The organism is Bradyrhizobium sp. UFLA05-153, assembly GCF_054185185.1.
On sequence record NZ_JBBIAM010000075.1, the window covers coordinates 23537 to 47424 of the forward strand.

25 protein-coding genes and 1 pseudogene are annotated in these 23888 nt (G+C 64.0%); 14 read left to right on the forward strand and 12 right to left on the reverse strand.

Annotation, left to right across the window (positions count from 1 at the left end):
* Positions 1-149: 149 nt before the first annotated feature.
* The 5 genes from Q2941_RS33340 to Q2941_RS33360 all read left to right on the forward strand — a co-directional run bounded on the left by Q2941_RS33340 (position 150) and on the right by Q2941_RS33360 (position 5889).
* Entirely contained in the window at positions 150-398 is a 249-nt protein-coding gene (locus Q2941_RS33340; protein ID WP_027526982.1) for a hypothetical protein, read from the forward strand.
* A gap of 187 nt (positions 399-585) precedes the next feature.
* A complete protein-coding gene (gene guaB, locus Q2941_RS33345) occupies positions 586-2079 on the forward strand; it encodes an IMP dehydrogenase (RefSeq protein WP_458195076.1) in 1494 nt (497 codons plus the stop codon).
* A gap of 302 nt (positions 2080-2381) precedes the next feature.
* Entirely contained in the window at positions 2382-3404 is a 1023-nt protein-coding gene (locus tag Q2941_RS33350; protein ID WP_458195077.1) for an NADP-dependent oxidoreductase, read from the forward strand.
* 171 nt (positions 3405-3575) lie between these two features.
* On the forward strand, positions 3576-5465 hold the full coding sequence (locus Q2941_RS33355) for a DUF3857 domain-containing transglutaminase family protein (RefSeq protein ID WP_458195078.1): 1890 nt from the start codon (positions 3576-3578) through the stop codon (positions 5463-5465).
* Positions 5466-5613: 148 nt separating this feature from the next.
* Positions 5614-5889, forward strand: a complete 276-nt coding sequence (locus tag Q2941_RS33360) for a hypothetical protein (protein WP_027526978.1) — start codon at positions 5614-5616, stop codon at positions 5887-5889.
* A gap of 3 nt (positions 5890-5892) precedes the next feature.
* Here the strand turns inward: Q2941_RS33360 and Q2941_RS33365 are convergent, their stop codons facing one another.
* The 10 genes from Q2941_RS33365 to Q2941_RS33410 form a co-directional block, all read right to left on the reverse strand.
* On the reverse strand, positions 5893-6957 hold the full coding sequence (locus Q2941_RS33365) for a LacI family DNA-binding transcriptional regulator (protein WP_458195079.1): 1065 nt from the start codon (positions 6955-6957) through the stop codon (positions 5893-5895).
* 209 nt (positions 6958-7166) lie between these two features.
* Positions 7167-8195, reverse strand: a complete 1029-nt coding sequence (locus Q2941_RS33370; RefSeq protein ID WP_458195080.1) for a succinylglutamate desuccinylase/aspartoacylase family protein — start codon at positions 8193-8195, stop codon at positions 7167-7169.
* A gap of 62 nt (positions 8196-8257) precedes the next feature.
* Positions 8258-8602 carry a RidA family protein gene (locus Q2941_RS33375; RefSeq protein ID WP_254112761.1) on the reverse strand — a complete coding sequence of 115 codons (345 nt, stop codon included), beginning with the start codon at positions 8600-8602 and terminating at the stop codon, positions 8258-8260.
* 61 nt (positions 8603-8663) lie between these two features.
* Positions 8664-9461, reverse strand: coding sequence for a transporter substrate-binding domain-containing protein (locus Q2941_RS33380; protein ID WP_027526974.1), 798 nt, complete (start codon positions 9459-9461; stop codon positions 8664-8666).
* A 47-nt stretch (positions 9462-9508) separates the two neighbouring features.
* The gene (locus tag Q2941_RS33385; RefSeq protein WP_027526973.1) at positions 9509-10237 is read right to left on the reverse strand and encodes an amino acid ABC transporter ATP-binding protein; all 729 of its coding nucleotides are present in this window, start codon (positions 10235-10237) and stop codon (positions 9509-9511) included.
* Positions 10224-10874 (reverse strand): amino acid ABC transporter permease, encoded by a 651-nt coding sequence (locus Q2941_RS33390; RefSeq protein ID WP_458195081.1) that lies wholly within the window; start codon positions 10872-10874, stop codon positions 10224-10226. Before Q2941_RS33390 ends, Q2941_RS33385 begins: the two co-directional genes overlap by 14 nt.
* An 11-nt stretch (positions 10875-10885) precedes the next feature.
* Positions 10886-11545, reverse strand: coding sequence for an amino acid ABC transporter permease (locus tag Q2941_RS33395; RefSeq protein WP_254112757.1), 660 nt, complete (start codon positions 11543-11545; stop codon positions 10886-10888).
* Between the two features lie 13 nt (positions 11546-11558).
* Positions 11559-12854 (reverse strand): alanine racemase, encoded by a 1296-nt coding sequence (locus tag Q2941_RS33400; RefSeq protein WP_458195082.1) that lies wholly within the window; start codon positions 12852-12854, stop codon positions 11559-11561.
* A 131-nt stretch (positions 12855-12985) separates the two neighbouring features.
* A complete protein-coding gene (locus tag Q2941_RS33405) occupies positions 12986-13834 on the reverse strand; it encodes a metallophosphoesterase family protein (protein ID WP_458195083.1) in 849 nt (282 codons plus the stop codon).
* A 70-nt stretch (positions 13835-13904) separates the two neighbouring features.
* Positions 13905-14528, reverse strand: coding sequence for an acriflavin resistance protein (locus tag Q2941_RS33410; protein WP_254112752.1), 624 nt, complete (start codon positions 14526-14528; stop codon positions 13905-13907).
* Positions 14529-14689: 161 nt separating this feature from the next.
* Here Q2941_RS33410 and Q2941_RS33415 point away from each other — a divergent pair, with 161 nt between their 5' ends.
* Positions 14690-15112 carry an MAPEG family protein gene (locus Q2941_RS33415; protein WP_027526967.1) on the forward strand — a complete coding sequence of 141 codons (423 nt, stop codon included), beginning with the start codon at positions 14690-14692 and terminating at the stop codon, positions 15110-15112.
* 36 nt (positions 15113-15148) lie between these two features.
* Positions 15149-16450: an RsmB/NOP family class I SAM-dependent RNA methyltransferase gene (locus tag Q2941_RS33420; protein ID WP_027526966.1), complete on the forward strand. Its 1302-nt coding sequence runs from the start codon at positions 15149-15151 to the stop codon at positions 16448-16450.
* Positions 16451-16705: 255 nt separating this feature from the next.
* Here the strand turns inward: Q2941_RS33420 and Q2941_RS33425 are convergent, their stop codons facing one another.
* On the reverse strand, positions 16706-16915 hold the full coding sequence (locus Q2941_RS33425) for a cold-shock protein (protein WP_027526965.1): 210 nt from the start codon (positions 16913-16915) through the stop codon (positions 16706-16708).
* Positions 16916-17329: 414 nt separating this feature from the next.
* Between Q2941_RS33425 and guaA the strand changes: the two genes are divergently transcribed.
* Together guaA and Q2941_RS33435 are read left to right on the forward strand one after the other, a co-directional pair.
* Complete coding sequence (guaA, locus tag Q2941_RS33430) at positions 17330-18928, forward strand: glutamine-hydrolyzing GMP synthase (protein ID WP_458195084.1); 1599 nt, start codon at positions 17330-17332, stop codon at positions 18926-18928.
* 291 nt (positions 18929-19219) lie between these two features.
* Positions 19220-20476 carry a tyrosine-type recombinase/integrase gene (locus tag Q2941_RS33435; RefSeq protein WP_254112746.1) on the forward strand — a complete coding sequence of 419 codons (1257 nt, stop codon included), beginning with the start codon at positions 19220-19222 and terminating at the stop codon, positions 20474-20476.
* Here the strand turns inward: Q2941_RS33435 and Q2941_RS33440 are convergent.
* Positions 20430-20726, reverse strand: a complete 297-nt coding sequence (locus tag Q2941_RS33440) for a helix-turn-helix transcriptional regulator (RefSeq protein ID WP_254112744.1) — start codon at positions 20724-20726, stop codon at positions 20430-20432. The genes Q2941_RS33435 and Q2941_RS33440 overlap by 47 nt on opposite strands.
* 623 nt (positions 20727-21349) lie before the next feature.
* Here Q2941_RS33440 and Q2941_RS33445 point away from each other — a divergent pair.
* From Q2941_RS33445 to Q2941_RS33465, 5 genes and pseudogenes are all read left to right on the forward strand, one after another.
* Positions 21350-21439, forward strand: a pseudogene (locus Q2941_RS33445) (S26 family signal peptidase); the annotation flags it as partial.
* A gap of 116 nt (positions 21440-21555) precedes the next feature.
* The gene (locus Q2941_RS33450) at positions 21556-21864 is read left to right on the forward strand and encodes a transglycosylase SLT domain-containing protein (RefSeq protein ID WP_458195085.1); all 309 of its coding nucleotides are present in this window, start codon (positions 21556-21558) and stop codon (positions 21862-21864) included.
* Positions 21839-22000 (forward strand): lysozyme family protein, encoded by a 162-nt coding sequence (locus Q2941_RS33455; RefSeq protein WP_458195086.1) that lies wholly within the window; start codon positions 21839-21841, stop codon positions 21998-22000. Before Q2941_RS33450 ends, Q2941_RS33455 begins: the two co-directional genes overlap by 26 nt.
* A gap of 436 nt (positions 22001-22436) precedes the next feature.
* Positions 22437-23126, forward strand: coding sequence for an IS110 family transposase (locus tag Q2941_RS33460; RefSeq protein ID WP_458195087.1), 690 nt, complete (start codon positions 22437-22439; stop codon positions 23124-23126).
* Positions 23024-23437, forward strand: a complete 414-nt coding sequence (locus tag Q2941_RS33465; protein ID WP_458195088.1) for a transposase — start codon at positions 23024-23026, stop codon at positions 23435-23437. Before Q2941_RS33460 ends, Q2941_RS33465 begins: the two co-directional genes overlap by 103 nt.
* Positions 23438-23888 lie beyond the last annotated feature (451 nt).

Consider the following 23888-nt stretch of genomic DNA (forward strand, 5'->3'; position numbering starts at 1 on the left):
TAATGGAAATCAGAAGGGAAAGGTGAGCGATGCGGCTTAACACCGTCGCTGCTCCGAGACCATTGCGGAACCGCGCATAGCACCTAAATCCTGCGTGACGGTGCGACCCCGACTGTGTCCGGGATTCACCGTGTGCTGGAGATCCCGCGATGATCTACATCCTTGCCGCGCTTCTGCCGCCGATCGGGCTGCTCCTGAACGGGCAGCCGTTCTCGGCGATCTTCAACCTCGTCTTGTGCGTGGTTTGCGTGATTTTCGGCCTGGTTTTCCACGTTTTGCTGCTGGTCCCGTCGGCGCATGCCGTCATCGCGGTTCACATGAAGCGGGAGGACCGGCGGCACCGGGAGGTCGTGGACGCGATCCGCCAGCACGGCCCGCCGCCGGGTTATCCGCGCTAAAAGGCGCAAAAAAGCCTGTGCATGGCTGGCAATCGGACCGAATTGCTTTGATTCGTCACCCGGCCGTGCTATCGACCGGCGTCAACCCCACCGATGGGCTCCGATTCGACGGTGCTGCCGCAAGGTACGCCGAGGGCGGCGCTCATCCATAAGCATTTGCGGCACGGCCGCAGGAAGGAGTTGGCATATGGCCACGGTGCAACTTCAAGGCATTCGCGAAGCCTTTACGTTCGACGACGTGCTGTTGAAGCCGGGCCTGTCGGACGTGCTTCCCTCCGAGGTCGATATCCGCTCGCGCGTCACCCGCGCCATTCCGCTCAACATTCCGATCATGGCTTCCGCCATGGACACCGTGACCGAGGCGCGCATGGCGATCGCCATGGCGCAGGCCGGCGGCCTCGGCGTCATCCACCGCAATTTCGATCCGGAGGGGCAGGCCGCCCAGGTGCGGCAGGTCAAGCGATACGAGTCGGGCATGGTGGTGAACCCGCTCACCATCAGCCCCGATGCCACGCTGGACGACGCGCTCAAGCTGATGAGCGATCACGGCATCTCCGGCATTCCCGTCGTCACCGGGGCCGGCAAGACCACGCCGGGCAAGCTGGTCGGCATCCTCACAAATCGCGACGTGCGCTTTGCGACCGACCGCCGGCAAAAAGTCTCAGAGCTGATGACGCACGAAAATCTCGTCACGGTGCGCGAGAATGTCGGCCAGGATGAAGCGAGGCGGATGCTGCACAAGCATCGCATCGAAAAGCTGCTCGTCGTCGACGATCAGTATCGCTGCGTCGGCCTGATCACCGTGAAGGACATGGAGAAGGCGGTCGCCCATCCGCTCGCCTGCAAGGACGCGCAGGGCCGCCTGCGGGTCGCTGCTGCCACCACCGTCGGCGATACCGGCTTCGAGCGCACCGAGCGGCTGATCGACGCCGGCGTCGATCTCGTCGTCGTCGACACCGCGCATGGCCACTCCCGTCACGTGCTCCACGCCGTCAACCGCATCAAGCGTCTCTCCAACTCGGTGCAGGTCGTTGCCGGTAACGTTGCGACCGAAGACGGCGCGCAGGCGCTGATCGACGCGGGCGCGGACTGCATCAAGGTCGGCATCGGCCCGGGCTCGATCTGCACCACGCGCATCGTCGCCGGTGTCGGCGTGCCGCAGCTCACCGCGATCATGGATGCGGTGGAAGCGGCGAAGAAAGCCGACATTCCCGTCATCGCCGACGGCGGCATCAAGTTCTCCGGCGACCTTGCGAAGGCGCTGGCAGCTGGCGCCGACATCGCCATGGTCGGTTCGCTGCTCGCCGGTACGGATGAAACGCCAGGCGAGGTCTTCCTGTGGCAGGGCCGCTCCTACAAGGCCTATCGCGGCATGGGCTCGGTCGGCGCGATGGCGCGCGGCTCGGCCGACCGCTACTTCCAGCAGGACATCAAGGACACCTTGAAGCTCGTGCCTGAAGGCATCGAGGGCCAGGTGCCCTACAAGGGCCCGGTCGGCAACGTCATGCACCAGCTCGCCGGCGGCTTGCGCGCCGCGATGGGCTATGTCGGCGCGCGCGACATGAACGATCTGCACCAGAAGGCACAGTTCGTCCGCATCACCGGCGCGGGCCTGCGCGAAAGCCACGTCCACGACGTGACCATCACGCGCGAGTCCCCGAACTATCCGGGCGGGGGTTAGGGCTCTCCCTGTCATTCCACGGCGCGCGTAAGTTTACGCGCGCTCACCCCCACGCACTGCCGTCATGCCCCGCGAAGGCGGGGCATCCAGTACTCCGCGGCTTCTCCGTATCCCATCGCTGTCTCTGGAATACTGGATCGCCCGCCTTCCGCGGGCGATGACGCTGACAGTGTGGGCGGGCATGCCTCAACGTCGTCATTGCGAGGAGCGCAAGCGACGAGACAATCCAGTCCTTTTGAGTTGACTGAACTGGATTGCTTCGCTTCGCTCGCAATGACGAATACAACAATGAGGAAGCCATCATGTCCCAAGGCAAGCGCATCGTTCTCGCTGCACGTCCTGTCGGCGAGCCCAAGCCGTCTGATTTCCGTATCGAGGAATTCGCAGTCCCGACGCCGGGCGCAGGCGAAGTGCTGTTGCGGACGATCTGGCTGTCGCTCGATCCCTATATGCGCGGACGCATGAGCGAAGGCCCGTCCTATGCCGCGCCGGTGCCGATCGGCGGCGTGATGGAGGGCGAGACGGTCAGCGAGGTGACGGCCTCCAACAATGCCGTTTTCGCCAAGGGCGACATCGTGCGCACGCGCGCCGGCTGGCTGACGCATGCAATCTCGAACGGCAAGGGATTGATCAAGGTCGATCCGAAGCTGGCGCCGATCTCGACCTCGATCGGCGTGCTCGGCATGCCCGGCATGACGGCTTATACGGGCCTCCTCGACATCGGCAAGCCGCAAGCCGGCGAGACCGTCGTCGTCGCCGGCGCTTCGGGCGCGGTGGGCTCGGCCGTCGGCCAGATCGCGAAGATCAAGGGTGCGCGAGCGGTCGGCATCGCCGGCGGCAAGGACAAGTGCGACTACGTGGTCAAAGAGCTCGGCTTCGATGCCTGCATCGATCACCGCGATCCCGATCTCGCAGCCAGGCTGAAGGACGCCTGCCCGAAGGGCATCGACGTCTATTTCGAGAATGTCGGCGGCGCGGTGTTCGAGGCGGTCTTCCCGCAGCTCAATGCCTTCGCGCGCGTGCCGGTCTGCGGCCTGATCGCGCATTACAACGACACCGAGGCCAAGCCGCCGAAATGGGCAGGCAGCATGATGCGCGCGATCCTGACCAAGCGGCTCACGTTCCGCGGCTTCATCGTCAGCGACTTTGCGTCTCGCCACGGCGACTTCCTTCGCGACATGTCCGCCTGGGTCCGCGAGGGCAAGGTCAAGTACAAGGAGTTCGTCACCGAGGGGCTGGACAGCGCGCCCGGCGCCTTCATGGGGCTCCTGAAGGGCGCCAATTTCGGTAAGCAACTCGTCCGGGTCGGGCCGGACAAGGCTTAAGCCGCCGTCGTCTGCGCGGCACGCGACGCTGGTGGGTGGGTCGGTCGGGAATCCGGTTGACTCACCCAATGATTGTGCGGAAGAAATGCGCTCGTTAGAGTGACTGATCGGATCGGGCCACGAATTCGCGCGGCCGTGGCATTCCGAAAAGGGGCTGGCGGGCGGCGAACGATGAACATCGGCGTAGGACTGCATGTCGTCGTCGCAATCACCCTGACGTCTGCCCTCGTTGCCCCAGCCTTGGCTGACGAAGCGCCGTTCTCGCGACGCGTGTCGATGGCGTTGACGGTGCTGCCCGGCGATCTCCTCGAAACCATATCGACGGTCGATGTCGCGATCCGCTCCGAAGTGGCTGTCACCGCGTTTGGCCAGATCACGCTTCAGGTCAATGAACACTTCGCGAACCTCGAGATCATCGAGGCGACGACCGTCAAGGCCGACGGGCGCCGCATCGACGTTCCCGCGGACAAGATTCTCACCTCCAATCTCCCGAACGCGTCGCAACTCGGTATCTTCGAGGCGGATGTCAGGAACCGCACCATTGTCTTCCCCGACGTCGCCGTCGGCGATAGCCTTCATTACAAAACGCACAGCCGCGAACGCCAGCACGGCATCTCGGGCGGGTTCAGCGCGACGTACGTCGTGCCGCCCTCGGGCCGTTTCGAAAATGTGGAAATCACGCTTGATGCGCCCAAGAGCCTTGCCGTCGCGGAACAGTCGGACGGCTTTGCTCGCTTGTCAGAAGAGAAGGGCGAGCGCCGGGTCGTGTCATGGACGCTTGGACCACAGACCTATCAGGCCGATGAGCCCGGCGCGACCGCGGCCATCGATCACAGCCCGTATCTCATTCTTTCGAGCTACGGCAGCTGGCAGGCGATCGGCCAGACGTTTCTGGACGGTGCCGCCCCGATGAGCAAGCCGACAGCGGACTTGAAGACGCTGGCGGATGACGTCACCAGGGGCATCACGGATCGCCGCGATCAGGCGCGCGCCATCTTCGACTGGGTCTCGAAGAATGTGCGCTATTTCTCGATCTTCCTCGGGCAAGGCGGCTTCGTGCCGCACGATGCGGCAAGCGTGCTCGCCAACAAGTACGGCGACTGCAAGGATCACGTTACGCTGATGCGGGCTCTCCTGGCCGCCAAAGGCATCGAGGCGGACTACGCGCTGATTTCCACGCTACCGGTCTATCGCGCCTTTGAGGTGCCGACCCCAGGGTGGTTCAACCATGTGATCCTGTGGCTGCCCGAGTTCGACCACTACGTCGATCCGACTGCGAGCACCTCTACCTTCGCAAGCTTGCCGGGCGTCGAGACGGACAAGACCGTGCTGCGGATCGGCACCAAAGGCATCGTCGTGGTGCGGACGCCCCCACTTGCCGCCGAGAGCAATCGACTGACGGTCACGGCCGACGTCACCCTCGCAGCGGATGGGACGGCCAAAGGCACTGCAACCGTCGCAGCGCAGGGCGCGACAGGCGCCAGCTTGCGCGGGGTCATGACCCAGGTCGCCCTGAAGGGGGGCGACGTGCTTGCGAAGGAATTGCTTGGCAAGCAGAACTGGCGTGGCACAGGCAATATCGAGGTCGGGCCGGCGACTGATCACAGCGAGCCGTTCGTCGTAAAGACCACTTATGATTTGTCCAACAAGTTCTTCGGCGACGAAGGCAACCGGAGTGCCATCCCGATGGGGCCGCGTTTATTGCTTCCGGCCCTGAACCCGTTCGACCAGGCCATCAAGGGAAAGCACAGGCAGAACTTCGTGTGCCAGGCGCAGAGCTACGATCAAATCATCGATCTACACCTGCCTGAGGGGCGGACCCCGACGAACATTCCCGCTAGCGTCAATGTGAGCCTGCCGCTCGCGAGCTTCGAAGCTCGCTATGAGCTCAACGGGCAAACGCTGCATATCGAGCGCCGGACCGTCATCCGGGTGCCAGGGCAATCATGCTCGCCGCAGATCGCGACGGATATCGCGCCGGTCATCGCGGCCGCCACGAAGGAGTTCGGCTGGCGGCCGCAATTCGCTCGCAAGGACGGCAGTCCGGGGCAGAACCCCTAGCTGGCCCCGCTTCGGCCCGGGGCGGGTGATTGGTTAATAAAGAGTCGCCAATCGGCAACACCTGCCCGCAAAAGTCGCAGCTGTGACCGTCCGTTCATTGACCGGCCGGTGAAGGCATTGAATCATTGGACCAATTTCAGGTGCGATGATGTTTGAGATTGGTATTTTCAGCGTAATTCTGCTGGCCGCCGGCTATTGGGCGACCATGTTCATTATGGGCCGTCACGACGACGTGCTGCACGGCAAGTTTGTTCACACCGATGCCGAGGAAGGAGCAGCGCCTGTTGCGCCACCGTTTCCGACCCGGCCGGTCTTCCCCAAGCGTCCCGTGCCGCGGGCCGTTGGCAGCCCGAAGCCCGTGAACAGCGACGCCCTTCAATCGCTGCTGGTCGCGATCCAACAGAACCTGAAGGACGTTGCATAGAGCCTAGACGCTGCCGCGCTCGACCAGGGCGAGTTCGACCGCGCGTCGCGGCTCGGTGCTCGGCCTGCCGGACAGGCGCGCCAGCAAGAGCTCGCCGGCGATGCGGCCGATCGCGGCGGAATCAAAAGTGATGGTGGTGAGGCCCGGCGTGATCTGCTCCGCCACGTCGTTGTCGCCAAAGCCGAGCACGGCGAGATCGCGTGGGACCGACACACCGCGCGACCGCGCCTCGATCAGCGCACCGGTCGCCAGCAGATCGTTGGCACAGAACACGGCGTCGACGCTGCCGCCGCGGTCGAGAAGGGCGGTGAAGGCTGCGCGGCCGTCGACGAGGCCCGTGATCTCATTGAGGCCGATCTCGTGGACGATCTCTAAGCCCAGCCTTGCCGCCGCCGCGCGAAACCCGTCGCGGCGGAGAGCGCCGCGGCCGCCGTTGCGCCCGATGAAGGCGACGCGGCGATAACCGGCGTCCGCCAACCGCCGTGCCGCCATTGCACCTGCGTCGGTGTTGGAGAGGCCGACCAGCATGTCGATGGGATCGCGCGGAAACGCCCAGGTTTCGATCACGGGCATGCCGAGCTCGGCGAGCGCGGTGCGGTTCTCCTGCAGCTCGATCACGCCGGTGAACATCACCGCTGCAGGGCGGATGCCGCGCAGCGACTGGATCATCGCGACCTCCTTGGCATAGGAGTAGGAGGTCTGGCCGACCAGCACCTCAAAACCTTCCGGCTCAAGCGTGGCGGCGAAGCTGCGTACCGCAAGCCCAAACTGCTGGCTCAGGATGTTAGAGACGAAGGCGACGACCACGTTCGAGCGGCCCGAGCGCAGCGCGCGCGCATGCGGGTTCGACGCGTATCCGGTGGCCTCGATCACTTCGAGGATGCGGTCACGCGTCTCGCGATTGACCTTCTCGGGATGACGCAGCACCCGCGACACCGTGATCGGCGCGACACCGGCGCGCTCCGCCACCTCCTCGATGCGCGGCGGCCGTCCGCCCGCGCTGCCTCGGCCAGGCGGCGACGGAATGCGCAGCACGTCATCGTATGTCGGCGTTGTCGGAGCGGTCATCGAATCCCTGAAGAAAACGACGTTAGGTTAGAGCATGATGAGATCAGAATTCATTGCAACCTCGACGGAGGTGCGCTCCCTCCCCCGCTTGCGGGGAGGGCTGGGGAGAGGGTTTCTCCGCAACCCCCAAGGGGAGAAAGCCCTCACCCGGCGCTTCGCGCCGACCTCTCCCGCAAGCGGGAGAGGTGCAGCGTGCCTGCGGCCAAAGCTCATTGCGCCAATGTCTCCTCGCGTGTCAGGGCGCGGCCGACCTGGACCAGGCAATCGCCGCTCTGGCTGTCGGTGTGCAGGCGTTGCGAGATCACGATGCCGTCGGTGGGGAAGCGAAGCACCTCTTCGGGAACTTCCGGGCGCTCGAAATCATGATACCAGCCGGCGATGTCGCCGGCCTTGACGCGTGCACCAACCGTGACGGCCGGCTCGAACCAGCCGCGCCGCGACGCGAACACCGCTTGCGCGTGGCTTTGCAGGGCCAGCAATTCGGTATCGCGCTCGACCGGTGCATGAGGTCCGAGCACCGGCGCCTGCACGATGCCGAGTGCGAGCAGCAAGCGGTCGACGGCGCGCGCGGTGAGGGCCATCGTCTGCGGCGTGACGGTGCCGCCGCCGCCGAATTCACCTGACAGCCCGATCGCGCCGGCGCGCGCCGCCGCCGCCATCGAGGTCGGTGCGGTGGCGCCATTCTCGGCGACGAAGGCGAAGGGCATCCCTAACCCTTCCATCAGACGCAGCGCGTGGCCGAACATCTCGGGTGGTCCCTGCCGCTCGATCAGCGCGCAGGGAACATGCGCCATCGAGGTGCCGCCGGAATGAATGTCGAAGACGACGTCGTGGCGTGGAAACAGCTCGTGCTCGAGGAAGTGTGCCAGGCGAAACGTCGGCGTGCCGCCGGCATCGCCCGGGAAGGCGCGGTTGAGATTGCCCTCGTCGAGCGGCGAGCGCCGCCGCGCCGCCATCACGGCGGGCAGGTTGGCGAAGGGCAGGATGGTGATCTCGCCCTTGATGGCGGCAGCATCGAGCTGGCGATACAGCCGCGCGAGCGTGATCTCGCCCTCATATTCGTCGCCGTGATTGCCGGCCATCAAGAGGAGCTTTGGGCCGGCGCCGTTCCTGATCCGGAAGATCGGGATCTTGAGCTGGAAATAGGGGGAGCGATCGATCGAGAAGGGAATGCCGAGATGGCCGGACCATTTCTGGTCCTTCTCGAAATCGATCTCGTGAAAAAGTCCGGTGTGCATGTGCTGCCTCGGGGCCGCGCCGTTGGCGACGCCGGCCGAAGGTTGGAAGAGAAGCGACGCCTTTAGAGCAAGGCGACCGCAGTCATCTCGACGCGCAGGTCGGGATCTGCGAGGCGGGCCTCGACGCAGGCGCGCGCAGGCGGATTGGCCGGATCGATCCAGACGTCATAGACCGAGTTCATGGTGTCGAAGTCGGTGATGTGCGGCAGGAAGACGTTGACCGCGACGAGCTTGGAGCGGTCAGAGCCGGCTTCCTTCAACAGCGCGTCGATCTTGGCGAGCACCTGCTGCGTCTGCGACACGATGCCTGCCTTGCGGTCGTCGGCGACCTGGCCGGCGATGTGCACCAGGCCGCCGGCAGCGACCGCCTGGCTCATGCGCGGGCCGGCGACGTAACGTTTGATCATCTGAAAATTCTCCTCGTGAAGATGAGCTCCCGCGCACGGCGCGCGGGAGCGTTGTCCAAGCTTACAGCGTCGGCAGCGACTGCTCTTCCTTGAACCATTTGAGCTGCAGCGCGCCGAGCTTGCCGTTGAGCTTGTTGGTGAAGATGTCGGTGTTGATCCAGTTGAGCAGGTTCTGCTCGCCCTGGCGCACGCCGACATGGGCCGGCGACTGGCGGATCAGGAATTTCAGCTCGACCTCCTTGGTCGGGTTCTGCTCCTGCACCTTGATCGCGATCGCGCTGTTCTCGGCAAAGGTATCGGCTTGTCCGGCGAGGAAGGCGGCGATTGCGGCCGGCGTGTCCTCGAAACGGACCAGCTTCACCTTTGGTGCGTTGTCGGTGAGCCAGACGTCGAGCGTCGTGCCCTTGGCGACCGCGACGGTGCGCCCCTCCAGATTGTCGGGCTTCTTGCCGGTTGCTGCCGGGATAGACTTGGCGCCGTAGACGCCGAGATTCACCACCGCATAGGGCTGCGAGAACATCACCTGCTGCGCACGCTCCGGTGTGGCGCCGAGACCGGCGATCAAAATATCGATCTTGTCCGAGAGCAGGCTCGGAATCCGCGCCGCGCCGGTGACCGGGACGAGCTCGAGTTTCACGCCCATGTCGGCAGCGATCAGCTTGGCGAGGTCGGCGTCGAGACCCGCGATCTCGCCCTTGTCGTCCTTGAATCCCCAGGGCGCGGCGTCGGTGAGGATGCCGACGCGGAGCTTGCCTGCGCCGAGCACGTCCTGGAGCTTGTCGGCCTTGGCGAGGCTTGTCGCGGCGAGGACGGCAAGCGCCGCTGCTGCGATCGTGAAAAGGGACTTCCGCTTTCTCATGACTCTCTCCTGGTGGCGGCACGATGGCCGGACTGGTGGGACGACGTTCATTTCGCCGAAGCGATGAAGCTTGCGAGCTCTGACGTCTCGGGGTTTGCGAACAGCTTTGCCGGCGGGCCCTGTTCCCAGACGCGGCCCTGATGCATGAAGACGATGCGGTCGGCGACGTTGCGGGCAAAGCCCATCTCGTGAGTGACGAGGATCATCGTCATGCCCTGCTTGGCCATCGCCTCCATCACCTTCAGGACCTCACCGACCAGCTCGGGGTCGAGCGCCGAGGTGACCTCGTCGAACAGCATCAGGTGAGGGGCCATGGCGAGGCAGCGGGCGATCGCGACGCGCTGCTGCTGGCCGCCGGAGAGCTGCTCCGGCCAGGCGTCGATCTTGTCGGCAAGCCCGACGCGGGTGAGCACGTCCAGGGCCAACGCGCGGGCCTTTGCCTTGTCGATGCGGCCGGTCAGCAGTGGCGCCAGGGTGATGTTGCGCTCGACCTTCAGATGCGGAAACAGGTTGAAGGCCTGGAACACGATGCCGACGTGCTGACGGAATTTCTTGAGGTCGGGCATCCCAGCGTAGACCTTTTGCCCTTCGACGCGGATTTCGCCGGCGTCGACGCTCTCCAGCGCATTGATGCAGCGGAGCAGGGTCGACTTGCCGGAGCCGGATCGGCCGATGATCGTGACGATCTCGCCTTCCTCGACGTCGAGCGAGACTCCCTTGAGCACGTCGACCCGGCCGAACTTCTTGTGCACGTCGCGAATTTCAACGAGAGCCATCGAGGCGGGCCTCCAGGGATCGGGACCAGAGCGTGAGCGGCAGGCAGAGCGCGAAATAGATCGCGGCGACGAGCGCGTAGGTGAGGAGCGGCTGGAACGTCGCCGCACTCACCACTTGCCCTGCGCGGGCGAGCTCGACGAAGCCGAGGATCGAGGCGAGCGAGGTGCCCTTGATGAGCTGAACCAGGAAGCCGACGGTCGGCGGCAGCGACAATCGCAGCGCCTGCGGCGCGATGATGTGGCGGAATTGGTGCCAGAGCGACAGGCCGAGGCACGCGCCCGCTTCCCATTGCGCCAGCTTCACGGCCTCGAGGCCGCCGCGCCAGATCTCGCCGAGGAAGGCAGCGGTATACAGCGCATAGGCAACAGTGACCGCGACGAGCGCCGGCACCTGGATGCCGAGGAACACCGGCATGCCAAAGTAGAAGAAGAACAGCAGCCCTAGCAGCGGCACGCTCTGGACGACCTGGATGATACCGGCCATCGTCCAGCGCAGGCCGGTGAAGCGGCTGATACGGCCCATGGCAAGCCCGAGCGCCAGCGGCGCGCCGAAGGCGAGCGCGAGCACGACGAGGACGACGGTCCAGCGCAGGGCTGCGAACAGCGAGACGAGATCGATGAGGGAGAAGGATCGCATTGCCTCTTCCCTCAGCGCCGCCGTGGCCAGCGGAAGGCGGCCGCGCCAACAAGCGCAAAGAGCGCCTTGAACGACATCGCCATCGCGAAATAGACGACGCAGATCACCGCATAGACTTCGAAGCTGCGATAGGTGCGGCTCTCGATGAAGCCTGCAACGTGAAACAGCTCGTCAGCGGCGACCTGCGAGGCGAGCGAGGTGCCGAGCAGCAGCAGGACGAACTGGCTGGTGACCGCCGGATACGCATTGCGCAGCGCCGGTGGCAGCACGATGTGGCGAAACACCTGCCAGCCGGAGAGGCCGAGGCAGTGGCCGGCCTCGACCTGGCTGTTCGGAATGGAATCGAGGCCCGACCGGATGATTTCGACCGAATAGGCACCGAAATAGAGCGACAGGGCCACCGACGCGGCCTCGAAGGCCGGCAGCTTCAGGCCGAAGGTCGGCAGTACGAAGAAGACGATGAAGATCTGGATCAGCGATGGCGTGTTGCGGAACAGCTCGATGTAACCGCGCACCAGCCAGCGCAGCGATTTGACGCTGCCCTTCAGCGCGACGGCGCCGGCGATGCCGATCAACAGGCCAAACAGTGCGGCGATCACGGTCAATTCGAGCGTGACGATCGCCCCGTCGATCAACTGGTTCTGATAGCGCCAGAGCGGAAGGAAATTCATCGCGTGGCCGCTCTCAGCCGAACTGCGTGGTGAGCGCACGCGTGACCGTGCCGCCGGCATCGAGGCCATAGATCACGCGCCAGCGGTCGAGACAGGTGCAGGGATGCGAGATGCCGAGGGCGAGGATGTCGCCGACGGCGAGCGGGTTGTCCTCAGCGAGGGCGATGAAGGCGTGCTGGTCGTTGAGCCGGGTGACGGTGAGCGCCTCGGCAAGGCCTCGCTGCTCCACCCCATCGCGGTAGACGCTGAGCGCGACCGGAAGGCCCTGATCGAAGGACGCGTCGCGCATGCCGAAACCGCAGATCGCGAGCCCGGCCTCGGGGCGGGACAGCACCTCGGCCCAGAGCATGAGGGCAGGGCGAAAACTTTCAGCCGCGGAGCGGTGCACGCCGTCGATGACGAGACCGCCGCGCCGGTCTATTTCTGCGACGGCGCGTGCGTAGATGCCGTGATCGGAGAAGAACAGCGCGCCGGAGCGCAGGACGTCGGTCGCGTTGCCGTCGCGCTGCGCGACCGGCACGAGGGCTGCTGCCACGACATCGAAATAAGCCGAGCCGCCAGCACTGAGGATCAGCGAGCGGCCAGGGGCGGCGTCGCGGACGAACGCAAAGGCCTCGATCGTGCGCGCCATCAGCTTCGCGATCGCGCGGGCGGTCTCATCAGCGCCGGACGTGGCAACAGCGCCTTCGTAGGTGGCAACGCCGCCGAGCGTCAGTCCCTTCGCAGCGAGCACCGCCGCGATGACGGCCTCGACCGTACCGCGCTCGCGCGCGCCGGCGCGTCCCGCGCCGAGCTCGACCAGTACGGCGATGTCGTTGCGGCCCGACAGGCGCGCGGCTTCGGCAAGCGAGGCGACCGCAGCCGGCGAGTCTGCGAAGGCGTAAAACTCCGCATCAGGATAGGCGCCCAGCAGCGCGCCGAGCCGCAGCCCGGCGGCAAGGCCGCCGATCTCGTTGGCCAAGAGCAGGCGCCGTTCGCCATGGGCAAGGAGCACGGCGGCCTGCTGGATGTTGGCGACCGTCGTGCCCCAGGCGCCGGCCTCGCGCAGGGAGCGGGCGAGCTCCGGCGACATCGGCGTCTTGGCGTGCGGGGCAACGGCAACGCCGGCACCACTGCACCAGCGCAGGAAAAGGTCGCGGTTGGCCGCAAAGGCGGCTTCATCCAGGGTGAGGGCAGGCAGCGCGAGGTCGCCGCCGCAGGGCCGCCAGCCTTGGCTGCCGATCTCCTCGGTGGCGAGGCCGTCGACCACGGGGATTCCCCGCGTGGTCGCAGACAGGCGCTGGGTGCCCCACCGGGAAAACGACTGCATTGTCCCTCCGTCTCGCGACGCTCAATCGCCGGGGACGACGATATGACGGAAATGACAACGTTGTCATCAGGAGTTTCTAGCCATTGCAACACAAGAGCGAGGCATTGAGGTGCTATAGTAGGGAGAGGTGCCTAAGGATGAGGCTGGCCCATCTGTGCCAGCAATTCCTCGATGTCGACATCGACCTGGCCGGCGGCCCTGACCTGGCGGACCTCAAAACTGTCGGGCTGGAAGCGGTACTCGACGAGACCGGTCTCCTTGATGCCGATGCGCACCTGGCGCGCATCGCTGGAGATCACGAAGCTGGCCGAAGGCGCCCAGACGTGCCTGGTGCGGCCATAGGTGAAATCACGCCGCTGATGGACGTGACCGCTCGCGACGAGGCGAACATCTGCGCCCGCCATCATCTCGATCAGGCGCGCCCGCGCCGGCTGGGGCACGTAGCGGATCGCAGTGTCGAACGCTTCAGGGTCGTCGGGCCTGTTGGGGAACAGCGGCTTGTGCACAAACAGCGCGATCGGATTGCCGCTCGCGCGCGACAATTGCGAGGCGAGCCAGTCGAACTGCTCGCGCTCGAACCCAAGTCCCGAATTCATCACCAGCGAGTTGAGGCCGATAAAGCACCAGCCGGCCGCCTCGAACTGCCAATGGTCGTGGCCGAAGACGGCGCAGAATTGCCGGCGGTGCGCTTCGTCCACTGGCGGCGCGGGCGCAGGCCCGATCGCGGTCGGATTGTCGCCGATGTCGTGATTGCCCGGCAGATAGCGGCACGGCACAGGCAGGGCGTCGTGAAGGGTTTTTGCAAACTCCATGTCGTCGCGGCTGGTCGGGCCGTCGAAGGAGACGTCACCGGTGTTGATCACGAGATCCGGGCGCGCGGTGTCGATGTGCTCGGCGACCCTGTGGAAATTCGCAATGAGGCCCGGGAAGCGGCGGCCGAGATGGGTGTCGGAGATCTGCGTGAGGCGAAATTCGGGCATGGGATCAGCATATCCGCACTCGCTTGTCGGAGCGATGACGACGCGCGCATCGTTTGCGATCGAACAAAGTTTAAAGCACGCGGTAGCGGATCGCGAAGGCGTCCTGCGGCGCGACGGCGCTTGCGATCGGCGAGACGACGCGGTCGGCGAGATGCCAGGGGCTGAACTGCGCGGTGTGGGCGGGATCGGCTGCTAGCCGAAGCCTGAACTCGAAGGTGCCCTTGCCGGCGAGGCTCACGACCAGCCGGCGATCGCTGGTGCGATGGTCGAGCGCCACCGCACCCTTCAGCACGCTGCGGCCGTCGGCGAGGTCGACCGTGCCCTCGACTTGAGCGAGACGCTGGTTGCGATCGGTGTGGAGCTCGATCTGGGTGTCAGAAGCTTCCACTAAAGCCCCCTTGGGCAAGCGGATTTCGAACTCGACCGCCGGCTTGGACGGATTGAGCCCGAGATAGGCGAGCGCGGCGCCGCGCATGTCGTAGGCGACGAAGGCGAAGAGCCCGAAGGCCGCCAGTGCCGCGATCACATGTCGCACGACATCGCGCCGGGTGCGGTAGCCGGTGCGGAAATAGACGGTGAGGGTAATCGCGACCGCCAGGGCCGCCGCGATCCCGGCCAGCGCCGACATCAGGATTCCGAGCCCGCCATCGGCGGAATCGCCGAACAGGGCGGAAAGGGACGACAACAGCGTCATGGTGGCGGCTCGCAGGTCGCGCGGGAGAAGAGGCCAAAATCGCTTTAACTATCGATAGTTGGTCGCGGAACCGGGAACGGCGGTTCAAGTCGTTGATTGTCAGGGCCAGCGGTGGCGGCTAATGACGGTCTCGCCCTCCGCACCAAGCGGGAAGGATTCCGATGTCCGTTCAAATGGTTTTGCTGCCAGTCTTCGTTCAGGTCGCGCTGACTTTCGCGCTCCTGATCTGGATGGCGCTGGCGCGCCGCGAGACGCTGGTCTCCGGCGAGACCAAGATCCGCGACATTGCGCTCGGCGAGCCGAACTGGCCGAAGCGCGCCACGCAGATCGCCAATTGCTTTGCCAACCAGTTCGAGCTGCCGGTGCTGTTCTACGTGCTGATCGCGCTGGCGCTGCCGCTGCGCCATGCCGATCTCTTCATCGTGCTGATGTCCTGGGTGTTCGTGGTGGCGCGGTTCGCCCATGCCGGCGTCTTCGTCAACTCGAACGACCTCGGCCAGCGCTCGACGATCTGGCTCGCCAGCATGCTTGTGCTGCTCGCGATGTGGATCTACTTCGCGCTGAAGATTCTGTTGCTGATCTGAGCGTTTTGCGCGCCGATCCTGATCTGAAAGATTCACATGACCCCTGCTGCCCGGCTGTCCGCGGCCATCGAACTGATCGACACCATCGAGAAAGACCGCGTGCCCGCGGCGAAGGCGCTGAAGGAGTGGGGCACTGCACATCGCTTTGCCGGCTCCGGCGACCGCGCCGCGATCGCGGGCCTTGTCTGGGACGTGCTGCGCCGTTACGCCTCCAGCGCGTATCTCATGGACGCAGGCACGGCGCGCGCCCGCCTGATCGGCATGCTGCGCCTGGAGCGCGACATGGACACGCCGACCATGGCTGCGCTGTTCGACGGCAACCGCTATGCGCCGGCGCCGCTGACCGACGCCGAGCAGGCCGCGCTGGCCTCGCGTTCCCTCAAGGACGCACCGGCTGCGATTGCCGGCGACTATCCCGAGTGGCTCGATCCGTACCTCGCAAAAATCTTTGGCGAGGATCGTGCAGCGGAAGCTGCCGCAATGGCGAGCCGTGCGCCGCTTGATCTGCGTGTCAACACGCTGAAAGGCAGTCGCGACAAGGTTCTCGGCCGGTTATCTCATCTGAAGGCGCAGCCGACGCCATGGTCGCCGAACGGCCTGCGCATCGAGCTTGGCGCCGACGCGCGCAATCCCGGCATCCAGTCGGAAGAGGATTTCATCAAGGGCGCCATTGAAGTGCAGGATGAAGGCTCGCAGCTTGCGGCCTTGTTCACGGCCGCAAAACCCGGCGAGCAGGTGATCGATCTCTGCGCCGGCGCCGGCGGCAAGACGCTGGCGCTGGCGGCCCTCATGCAGGGCAAGGGACGCCTGATCGCGACCGACCGCGACAAGCGCCAGCTCGCCCCCATCCATGAGCGGCTGTCGCGCGCGGGCGTCCACAATGCGGAGATCCGCACGCCCAAGGGCGAGGCCGATCCGCTCGCCGATATCCGCAGCACCGCGGACCTCGTCGTGATCGACGCCCCCTGCACGGGAACCGGAACCTGGCGCCGCAACCCCGACGCCAAATGGCGCATGCGCCCAGGCGCCCTGGAGATCCGGCTGAAGGACCAGGTCGAGGTGCTTGATCGCGCCGTGCCGCTGGTGAAGCCGGGCGGCCGCATCGCCTACATCACCTGCTCGGTGCTGGCGGAGGAGAACGACGAGCAGGTGAGGGCGTTCGTGGCGCGCCATCCGGAGTTCTCGGTCGTGCCGAGTGAGCAGACCGCGAGCGTGCTCTGGGACAAGGCGGAAGCCTTTGCCGAGGCCGCGCTGCGATCGCCCGAAGGCTGGCTGATGACGCCACGCCGTACGGGCACGGACGGGTTCTTCATCTCGGTGCTGAAGAGGGCCGCGTAACCTCACCTTCGAAGGGCGAAGCGGAATCCACAATCACAACTGTCATCGCCCGGCTTGACCGGGCGATCCAGTGAATCGATAGGCCGCGGCGTACTGGATTCCCCGCTTTCGCGGGGAATGACAGCGGTGCGCGAGGCAGTGCTGTCCCGCGCCAAAACAAAGCCCCGCGCACCGAAGCTCGGTGGCGGGGCTTGATCGCTTACGCTCTGCCAGTACGTCCGTGGTCAGAGCGCCCTGGCGCGTTGCGCGGGCCTACTAGCCGGCGCGGATGTTGTCGGCGGAAGACTTGCCGCTGCGGCGGTCTGCGACGATGTCGAACGACACCTTCTGGCCCTCGTTGAGGGTGCTGAGACCGGCACGCTCGACTGCGCTGATGTGAACGAAAACGTCCTTGGCGCCGTCATCCGGCTGGATGAAGCCAAAACCCTTTTGATTGTTGAACCACTTCACGGTGCCCATAGCCATGGGGATATCCTTTGTTTGATAGTACGCACGTGGACCGGTACGCATCGATGCGCCCATGATCCGGATTGGTCGATGTTTTGGGGAAATCATCTGAAGCGTGCGCGCCCGTCAAAAACGAGGCGAAGCGGCCCAGTCGTTCGGCCAAGTATCGATCCTTGAAATATAACGAGATATTCAGGCTACTTCAAGGCGGCGCGCGCGGATCGCGAATCGTATGACTTTTCTATCTTGCGCTGCATGTTGGGCCTTTCCGCCCTGCCGTCGCAGCTCAGCGGTGTGGGGCAGGCACGGCGCAAGTGAGGCTTTGCTCACCCCGGTCAACGCGGCCATTTCCCCTCGAAATCGGCCAAAATTCCCGCTGGAAAGCCGGTTTCCGGCATTGCGAGGCCGTCCCCGCTCGCGTATTTGCTTGCCATGACAGCAGCACAGCACGACCGCTCCCCGTCGTCGCCCCATGTGGCCTCGGCGCACGACAAGATTCTTATCGTCGATTTCGGTAGCCAGGTGACGCAGCTCATCGCGCGTCGCGTTCGCGAGGACGGCGTCTATTGCGAGATCGTCCCGTTCAACAAGGCCGAAGAGGCCTTCAAGGAGATGAAGCCGAAGGCGGTGATTCTCTCCGGCGGACCGGAATCGGTGCATGAAGAGGGCTCGCCCCGCGCGCCCCAACTGATCTTCGCCTCCGGCGTGCCCGTGATGGGCATCTGCTACGGCCAGATGACCATGGCGGCCCAGCTGGGCGGCGAGGTCGAGGGCGGCCACCACCGCGAGTTCGGCCGCGCCGACGTCGAGGTGAAGGCCGAGAGCAGGCTGTTCGAGGACACCTGGACGCTCGGCGGCAAGCACCAGGTCTGGATGAGCCATGGCGACCGCATCACCAGGATGCCGCCGGGCTTCACCGTGGCCGGCACCTCGCCGAATGCGCCGTTCGCGATCATCCAGGACGAGAAGCGCAAATATTACGGCCTGATGTTCCATCCCGAGGTCGTGCACACGCCCGATGGCGCCAAGCTGATCCGCAACTTCGTGCGCAAGATCGCAGGCCTTTCCGGCGACTGGACCATGCGCGCGTTCCGCGAGGAGGCGATCCAGAAGATCCGCAACCAGGTCGGCAAGGGCAGGGTGATCTGCGGCCTCTCCGGCGGCGTCGATTCGGCGGTGGCCGCGGTGCTGATTCATGAGGCGATCGGCGACCAGCTCACCTGCGTCTTCGTCGATCATGGCCTGCTCCGTCTCGATGAGGCCAAGACGGTGGTCGATCTGTTCCGCGGCCACTACAACATCCCGCTCGTGCACGTGGATGCCTCAAAGCAGTTCCTCGGCGAGCTCGAAGGCGTCACCGACCCGGAGGTGAAGCGCAAGACCATCGGCCGTCTCTTCATCGACGTGTTCGACGCGGAGGCCAAGAAGACCGGCGGCGCCGATTTCCTCGCCCAAGGCACGCTCTACCCCGACGTGATCGAGAGCGTCTCCTTCACCGGTGGCCCCTCCGTGACGATCAAGTCGCACCACAATGTCGGCGGCCTGCCTGAGCGCATGAACATGAAGCTCGTCGAGCCCCTGCGCGAGCTCTTCAAGGACGAGGTGCGCGAGCTCGGCCGCGAGCTTGGCCTGCCCGAAATCTTCGTCGGCCGCCACCCGTTCCCGGGCCCGGGCCTCGCCATCCGCTGCCCCGGCGACATCACGCGCGACAAGCTCGACATCCTGCGCAAGGCCGATGCCGTCTACATCGACCAGATCCGCAAGCACGGCCTCTACGACGAGATCTGGCAGGCGTTTGCCGTGCTGCTCCCGGTGAAGACGGTGGGCGTCATGGGCGATGGTCGCACCTACGACTACGTCGTGGGTCTGCGCGCCGTCACCTCAACCGACGGCATGACCGCCGACTTCTACCAGTTCGACATGAAGTTTCTGGGCGAGACCGCCACGCGCATCATCAACGAGGTGAAGGGCGTGAATAGGGTGGTGTACGACGTAACGAGCAAGCCGCCGGGGACGATTGAGTGGGAATAATTCGGGTCCGTCCGGGACTATCCCGCTCCATCCAATTGCACGAATTAACAGACTGATTTTACGACTGAATTCGTTATCCACGTTCGATATCTATCGATACGCAGAAATTTGGCCAGACGGGGCGCCTGACGGCGTCACAGCCCATTGAAACCACCGATCCTGATCGATACCGTCACACGCGATGCTGCGTCTGACGGTATTTTTTCTTTGTCCAAGTATTTGTAAAACAAGGAAAATTCCGGCCAGTCGCGGCTGAAAAGTGGCCGACGGGATTTGCCTGGAGGGGAAGTCGTGCTGACAGATGCCGCGCTTAAAGCTCTGAGACCAAAGGAAAAATCGTACAAAGTCACCGACCGCGACGGCATGTACGCGCTCGTGACGCCGGGTGGAACGGTGTCGTTCAGGCTTGATTACCGTTTGCATGGCCGACGTGAGACCGTCGTTCTCGGGAGGTACGGCCCGACCGGCCTGTCGCTCGCACGCGCTCGCGAGAAATGCATCGATGCGAGGCGCGCAATCGGTGAAGGTCGTTCTCCTGCGATCGAGAAACAGCGCGAGAAGCGGCGTCTCCTTGAAGCCAGGAGTTTCGGCGAGCTCGGAGAGAAGTGGCTCGTCGCGGCACCCATGGCCGACAGTACGCGGGCAATGCGGCGATCGATCTTCGAACGCGAGCTGCTTCCCGTTTGGCGCAGGCGCCTCCTGTATGAGATTGCACCGGACGATCTGCGTGCCCATTGCGCTGCGATCGTGGAGCGCGGGGCCCCTGCAACAGCGATCCATGTCCGCGATATCGTGAAGCAGATCTACGGGTTTGCGATCCTGCACGGCGAGAAGATTGCCAATCCAGCGGACGAGGTTGGACCTGCGTCGATCGCGAGCTTTGTCCCGAGAGACCGTTCGCTTTCACCGACAGAAATTCGCATCATGCTCAAACAACTGGAACATGTCGCGACATTGCCCACCATCAGGCTGGGAATGCGTCTCTATCTGCTCACGATGGTCCGCAAGAGCGAGCTGCTTGATGCCACATGGGATGAAGTCGATTTCGAGAATGCAGTCTGGACAATTCCCAAGGAGCGCATGAAGCGCTCCAAGGCGCACAACGTGTATTTCTCGCGCCAGGTGCTCGATATCTTCATTGCGTTGAAGACTTGCGCAGGAAATTCGAAGTACGTCCTGCCGTCGCGCTATGACGCCGACGCTCCGATGTCGCGAGCAACGTTTAACCGCGTCACATATCTTGTCGTCGAGCAGGCAAGAAAGGAGGGACTTCCGCTGGAGCCGTTCACGGTTCACGACCTGCGAAGGACGGCGTCAACTCTCCTGAACGAACTAGGTTTTAACAGCGACTGGATCGAAAAGTGCCTTGCGCACGAGGACGGACGGTCGTCGAGGGGAGTCTACAACAAGGCAGAATACGAAGTACAGCGTCGTCATATGATGCAGGAGTGGTCCAACATCGTTGATGCCTGGATCGGTGGCCAGAAATACATCCCGGCACTCATTCCGCCGTCAATGCCGCTCGTGCAGCCCGACCCGGCCCTTTAACCGGCCGGGTTCGGCGTTGCCTCACGTCAGGATGTGGCGCGCGCGAGAGAGGTGTCGACCTGCGCGCAGCCAGCCATGCTTCGACCTCAGCAAGGTCCCAGACGACACATCGAGCCGAAAGCGCGAAACGTCTCGGAAAGTCGCCGCGCTGCTCCATCTCATAGATGGTGCTGTCGGCAAGCGGGACCATCTCGCGAAGCTGGTCTCGCCGGATGGTGCGCTTGAACGGTGTGATTTCCCGACGCGCCATATTGCTTTCTCCATGCGATTGAGACCAATAAGTGCTGTGCGCCTAAGATTTTTGGCTCTGCCCGGCAACCGCCTGGCCAGCGTGTCGTACAAAAAGAAACGTTCGGCGATTTCGGTTGACCTGATGAGGCCAGTTCCCTTGCACGCCGCTGGCAGGGAAAGGATCATGTCGGCGTAGAGGGCGGCCGGTTAAGACCGATCGGCTGCAGGCCATGCCCACAAGCACTATCGCCTGAAGGAAGAACACGACGATTGGTCATTCGCTGAGATTGCGCTGCTGTAAGCAAAGCCAGCGGTTGGCTTTCTCTGTTGACGCAAGATCGACGATGGCCGCTGCCTTCGCGGAGGGATCCATTCCAGCTAACAAGTTGCGAGGCGCATGGCCGGCCGCCACCGCTGCCCAGTATCAGCTGCTCAGCACTGTCATGCCGGAAGCTGGGACCAAAATCGTGTCGAGTCTGGAAGAGGCGACTTGGAACAGCTGCGGCGAAGCCACCGTCTTCTCCGTTTGATGTCGATACGGTTGAGAGTTGATTGCTCACATAGAGGATGAGCTCGCCGAAGATCTCACAATAGCCGACAGATTTCTGAATGATATTGAACGCTACATGTCCTTCAGGGCGTCATCTGCCCGTCGGCGTGCCAATGCTCAAACGCGTGCTGGCGCTTCCAGGGCAAACGGATTGCAGAACCGGGCTCACAATTTCGGTCGACATGACGCGCGCAGCCGCGGTCCAGGGCGGAACGGCCGGCGCGAAGCGGCTTTACCCTGGACGGGCGCGAGCACGACGGCATGCTTGGCTCGGTCTGGAGCGCGCATCTGGGCTGTCGTGCCACTGCTGTTCGTTTTCACGATCTGCAGCAGCGCCGTTCTCGCCGGGGAGCAATTTGCTGGCCAGCCAGTGAAGGATCAGGCTAGCAATGTGCTTGCGCCATTCATTGTAGAAGCCTCACGACGGTTCGCAGTGCCCGTGCGCTGGGTCAGCTCGGTGATCCGTCTGGAGAGCGTCGGCGATGTGCGCGCCAAATCGCCGAAAGGCGCAATGGGATTGATGCAAATCATGCCGGGGACCTGGTATTGGCAACGATCCCTACGACGCTCGCGACAACATTTTGGCTGGCACGGCGTATCTAGCTGAACTGCTTGACCGCTATGGCGCGCCCGGTGCGTTTGCAGCATACAATGCCGGCCAGCACGCTACGAATGGCATATCACCGGTGAACCGTTGCCGGCCGAGACGCAAGCGTATGTCGCCAATCTCGCGACCTTGGTGAGAGTGTCGACTCGCTGGCCAGCTCTCTTGGACCGTCGCCCCGCTCTTCGTCACGCAATCGGAACGCAAGAGCAGTCCAGATTGGCAACAGGCCAGGAGCGTTGCGAACGACGCGATCGCTTCTTCGGGTGTTCACGCCATGTTATCGATCATTCCGAGGGGGCGAGCCTGTTCAGCGCGAGATCCGAAGTTGGAGGCGCGCGATGAGCAATGGCGTGAACCGGCGAGCGCTGGGGTACGCAGGAGTCGACTTGGCGGAAGCGGGAGGACAGTTGGGAAGCACGAGGGTGAGACCTTCAAATCGGGCTCCGAGAAATCGGTGCACGGGGATAGCCGCCGTGTGGCCGAATCTGGAGCCCTTAGGTCGTGGTTCGCATACAGGAGAGCTCCGATGAAGCTTTACGTTGTGTTGACATCGGTCTGGAAGAAACCAGTCTTTGCATTATCGATGGCGAAGGTCTCAGGTTCGTGAGCTCAAGGTCACGACCGAGCCAACGGCGATCCGCTCCGCTGTAGAGGACTACGCGGATCGCCTGGAGAGAGTGGGAGTCGAGGCGTCATCGCTTGGCATCTGGCTCTATCGCGAACTGCGGCCAGCCGGGCTTCCGTTCATTGTCGTCGAAGCGCGCCACATGCGTGTGTCACTGTCGACGATGCGCAACAAGACCGACCGAAACGATGCGCGCGGCATTGCGCGGATGGTGCGGTGGAGCTGGTACCGCGCCGTCAATGTCACGAATATCGACATGCAGAAGATGCGCACGCTGCTGACCAACCGGAGGCTGCTCAAGCGTAAACTGATCGACATCGAAAACCAAGTTCGTGGTGCACTGCGGGCCTATGGGTTGCTCGTTGGAGCCGTCGCCCGCGGTGCCTACGAAGCCCGCTTGCGCGAGCTGATCGAGCGCAGCGATCCGATCTTCGTAATGACCATCGACGCATTGTTGGATGTGCGCTGCGCCATCCTTGAGGGTTACGATCGGTTGCATCGTGTGCTGCTGCAGGTGGTCCAGCATGATGCTGTATGCCGCCGCCTGATGACGGTTCTAGCGTCGGTCCCGTTGCGGCCCTGTCGTTCAAGGTCGACGTCGATGATCCCAGGCGCTTTGCCAGATCGCGAACGGTAGGCGCGCATTTTGGCTTGGTGCCGAGGCGGCACCACTCCGGCACGTCGATCGACTACGAAGGGCGCATCAGCAAACAGGGCGACGTCGCCGTGCGGGAGGCGCTTTGCGAGGCGGCTGCAAGCCTGCTGCTGCGGGTCAGGAAATGGTCGGCCTTGCGGGCGTGGGGCCTGCGGATCGCCAAACGGTCAAGCATGTTGTGCGCGATCACCGCGGTCGCGCAAGCTGGCGAGCATTCTGCACCGGATGTGGGTCAGCGCGACCGATTTCCACGTCGGATTCGGCGAAGGCTGCGGTTGAAACCTGCACAGTAGCGGCATGGCACATGACGACGGATTAGCGCTGGGTTTGCGCCAGGCATGTTGACGAGAAGCGAAATTAGAGATCCGCGCGCGCGGTGGGCGTTCCCTGGCGGGGCCGCGAAACGGGGGATGTCCGCTATCTCTTGCCGGCTACCGCCCTTCGGGGACGAGCGCGCCGGACTGCTTGGACAGCCCTGTTTACGAACCTGATGAAGAGCATGCGACGGCCGAAGTGCTGAACGCGAAGGAACGCATGGACCCCGCCTGGTGAATGCACGTCGCGTACGCGGCTGTGGTGAAGTTGCGCGTCGTTGGTGCAGGGAGTCGGTAGTGGCTGAAGTTCGAAGAGTCGAAGAAAAGCGTGGGAATGAGTTGACTTTGCCCGCCCGTAAGCGTCCGAAGCTTGCACTTAATCAGGCATTGACATGATCTTCGCGGACCCACGCCCACGGCAGCAATTCGT

Excerpts from the sequence above, each read along its gene's own strand:
- Q2941_RS33340 (WP_027526982.1), top strand. The coding sequence starts at position 150 with ATGATCTACATCCTTGCCGCGCTTCTGCCGCCGATCGGGCTGCTCCTG.
- guaB (WP_458195076.1), top strand. The coding sequence starts at position 586 with ATGGCCACGGTGCAACTTCAAGGCATTCGCGAAGCCTTTACGTTCGAC.
- Q2941_RS33350 (WP_458195077.1), top strand. The coding sequence starts at position 2,382 with ATGTCCCAAGGCAAGCGCATCGTTCTCGCTGCACGTCCTGTCGGCGAG.
- Q2941_RS33355 (WP_458195078.1), top strand. The coding sequence starts at position 3,576 with ATGAACATCGGCGTAGGACTGCATGTCGTCGTCGCAATCACCCTGACG.
- Q2941_RS33360 (WP_027526978.1), top strand. The coding sequence starts at position 5,614 with ATGTTTGAGATTGGTATTTTCAGCGTAATTCTGCTGGCCGCCGGCTAT.
- Q2941_RS33365 (WP_458195079.1), bottom strand. The coding sequence starts at position 6,957 with ATGACCGCTCCGACAACGCCGACATACGATGACGTGCTGCGCATTCCG.
- Q2941_RS33370 (WP_458195080.1), bottom strand. The coding sequence starts at position 8,195 with ATGCACACCGGACTTTTTCACGAGATCGATTTCGAGAAGGACCAGAAA.
- Q2941_RS33375 (WP_254112761.1), bottom strand. The coding sequence starts at position 8,602 with ATGATCAAACGTTACGTCGCCGGCCCGCGCATGAGCCAGGCGGTCGCT.
- Q2941_RS33380 (WP_027526974.1), bottom strand. The coding sequence starts at position 9,461 with ATGAGAAAGCGGAAGTCCCTTTTCACGATCGCAGCAGCGGCGCTTGCC.
- Q2941_RS33385 (WP_027526973.1), bottom strand. The coding sequence starts at position 10,237 with ATGGCTCTCGTTGAAATTCGCGACGTGCACAAGAAGTTCGGCCGGGTC.
- Q2941_RS33390 (WP_458195081.1), bottom strand. The coding sequence starts at position 10,874 with ATGCGATCCTTCTCCCTCATCGATCTCGTCTCGCTGTTCGCAGCCCTG.
- Q2941_RS33395 (WP_254112757.1), bottom strand. The coding sequence starts at position 11,545 with ATGAATTTCCTTCCGCTCTGGCGCTATCAGAACCAGTTGATCGACGGG.
- Q2941_RS33400 (WP_458195082.1), bottom strand. The coding sequence starts at position 12,854 with ATGCAGTCGTTTTCCCGGTGGGGCACCCAGCGCCTGTCTGCGACCACG.
- Q2941_RS33405 (WP_458195083.1), bottom strand. The coding sequence starts at position 13,834 with ATGCCCGAATTTCGCCTCACGCAGATCTCCGACACCCATCTCGGCCGC.
- Q2941_RS33410 (WP_254112752.1), bottom strand. The coding sequence starts at position 14,528 with ATGACGCTGTTGTCGTCCCTTTCCGCCCTGTTCGGCGATTCCGCCGAT.
- Q2941_RS33415 (WP_027526967.1), top strand. The coding sequence starts at position 14,690 with ATGTCCGTTCAAATGGTTTTGCTGCCAGTCTTCGTTCAGGTCGCGCTG.
- Q2941_RS33420 (WP_027526966.1), top strand. The coding sequence starts at position 15,149 with ATGACCCCTGCTGCCCGGCTGTCCGCGGCCATCGAACTGATCGACACC.
- Q2941_RS33425 (WP_027526965.1), bottom strand. The coding sequence starts at position 16,915 with ATGGCTATGGGCACCGTGAAGTGGTTCAACAATCAAAAGGGTTTTGGC.
- guaA (WP_458195084.1), top strand. The coding sequence starts at position 17,330 with ATGACAGCAGCACAGCACGACCGCTCCCCGTCGTCGCCCCATGTGGCC.
- Q2941_RS33440 (WP_254112744.1), bottom strand. The coding sequence starts at position 20,726 with ATGGCGCGTCGGGAAATCACACCGTTCAAGCGCACCATCCGGCGAGAC.
- Q2941_RS33465 (WP_458195088.1), top strand. The coding sequence starts at position 23,024 with ATGCCGCCGCCTGATGACGGTTCTAGCGTCGGTCCCGTTGCGGCCCTG.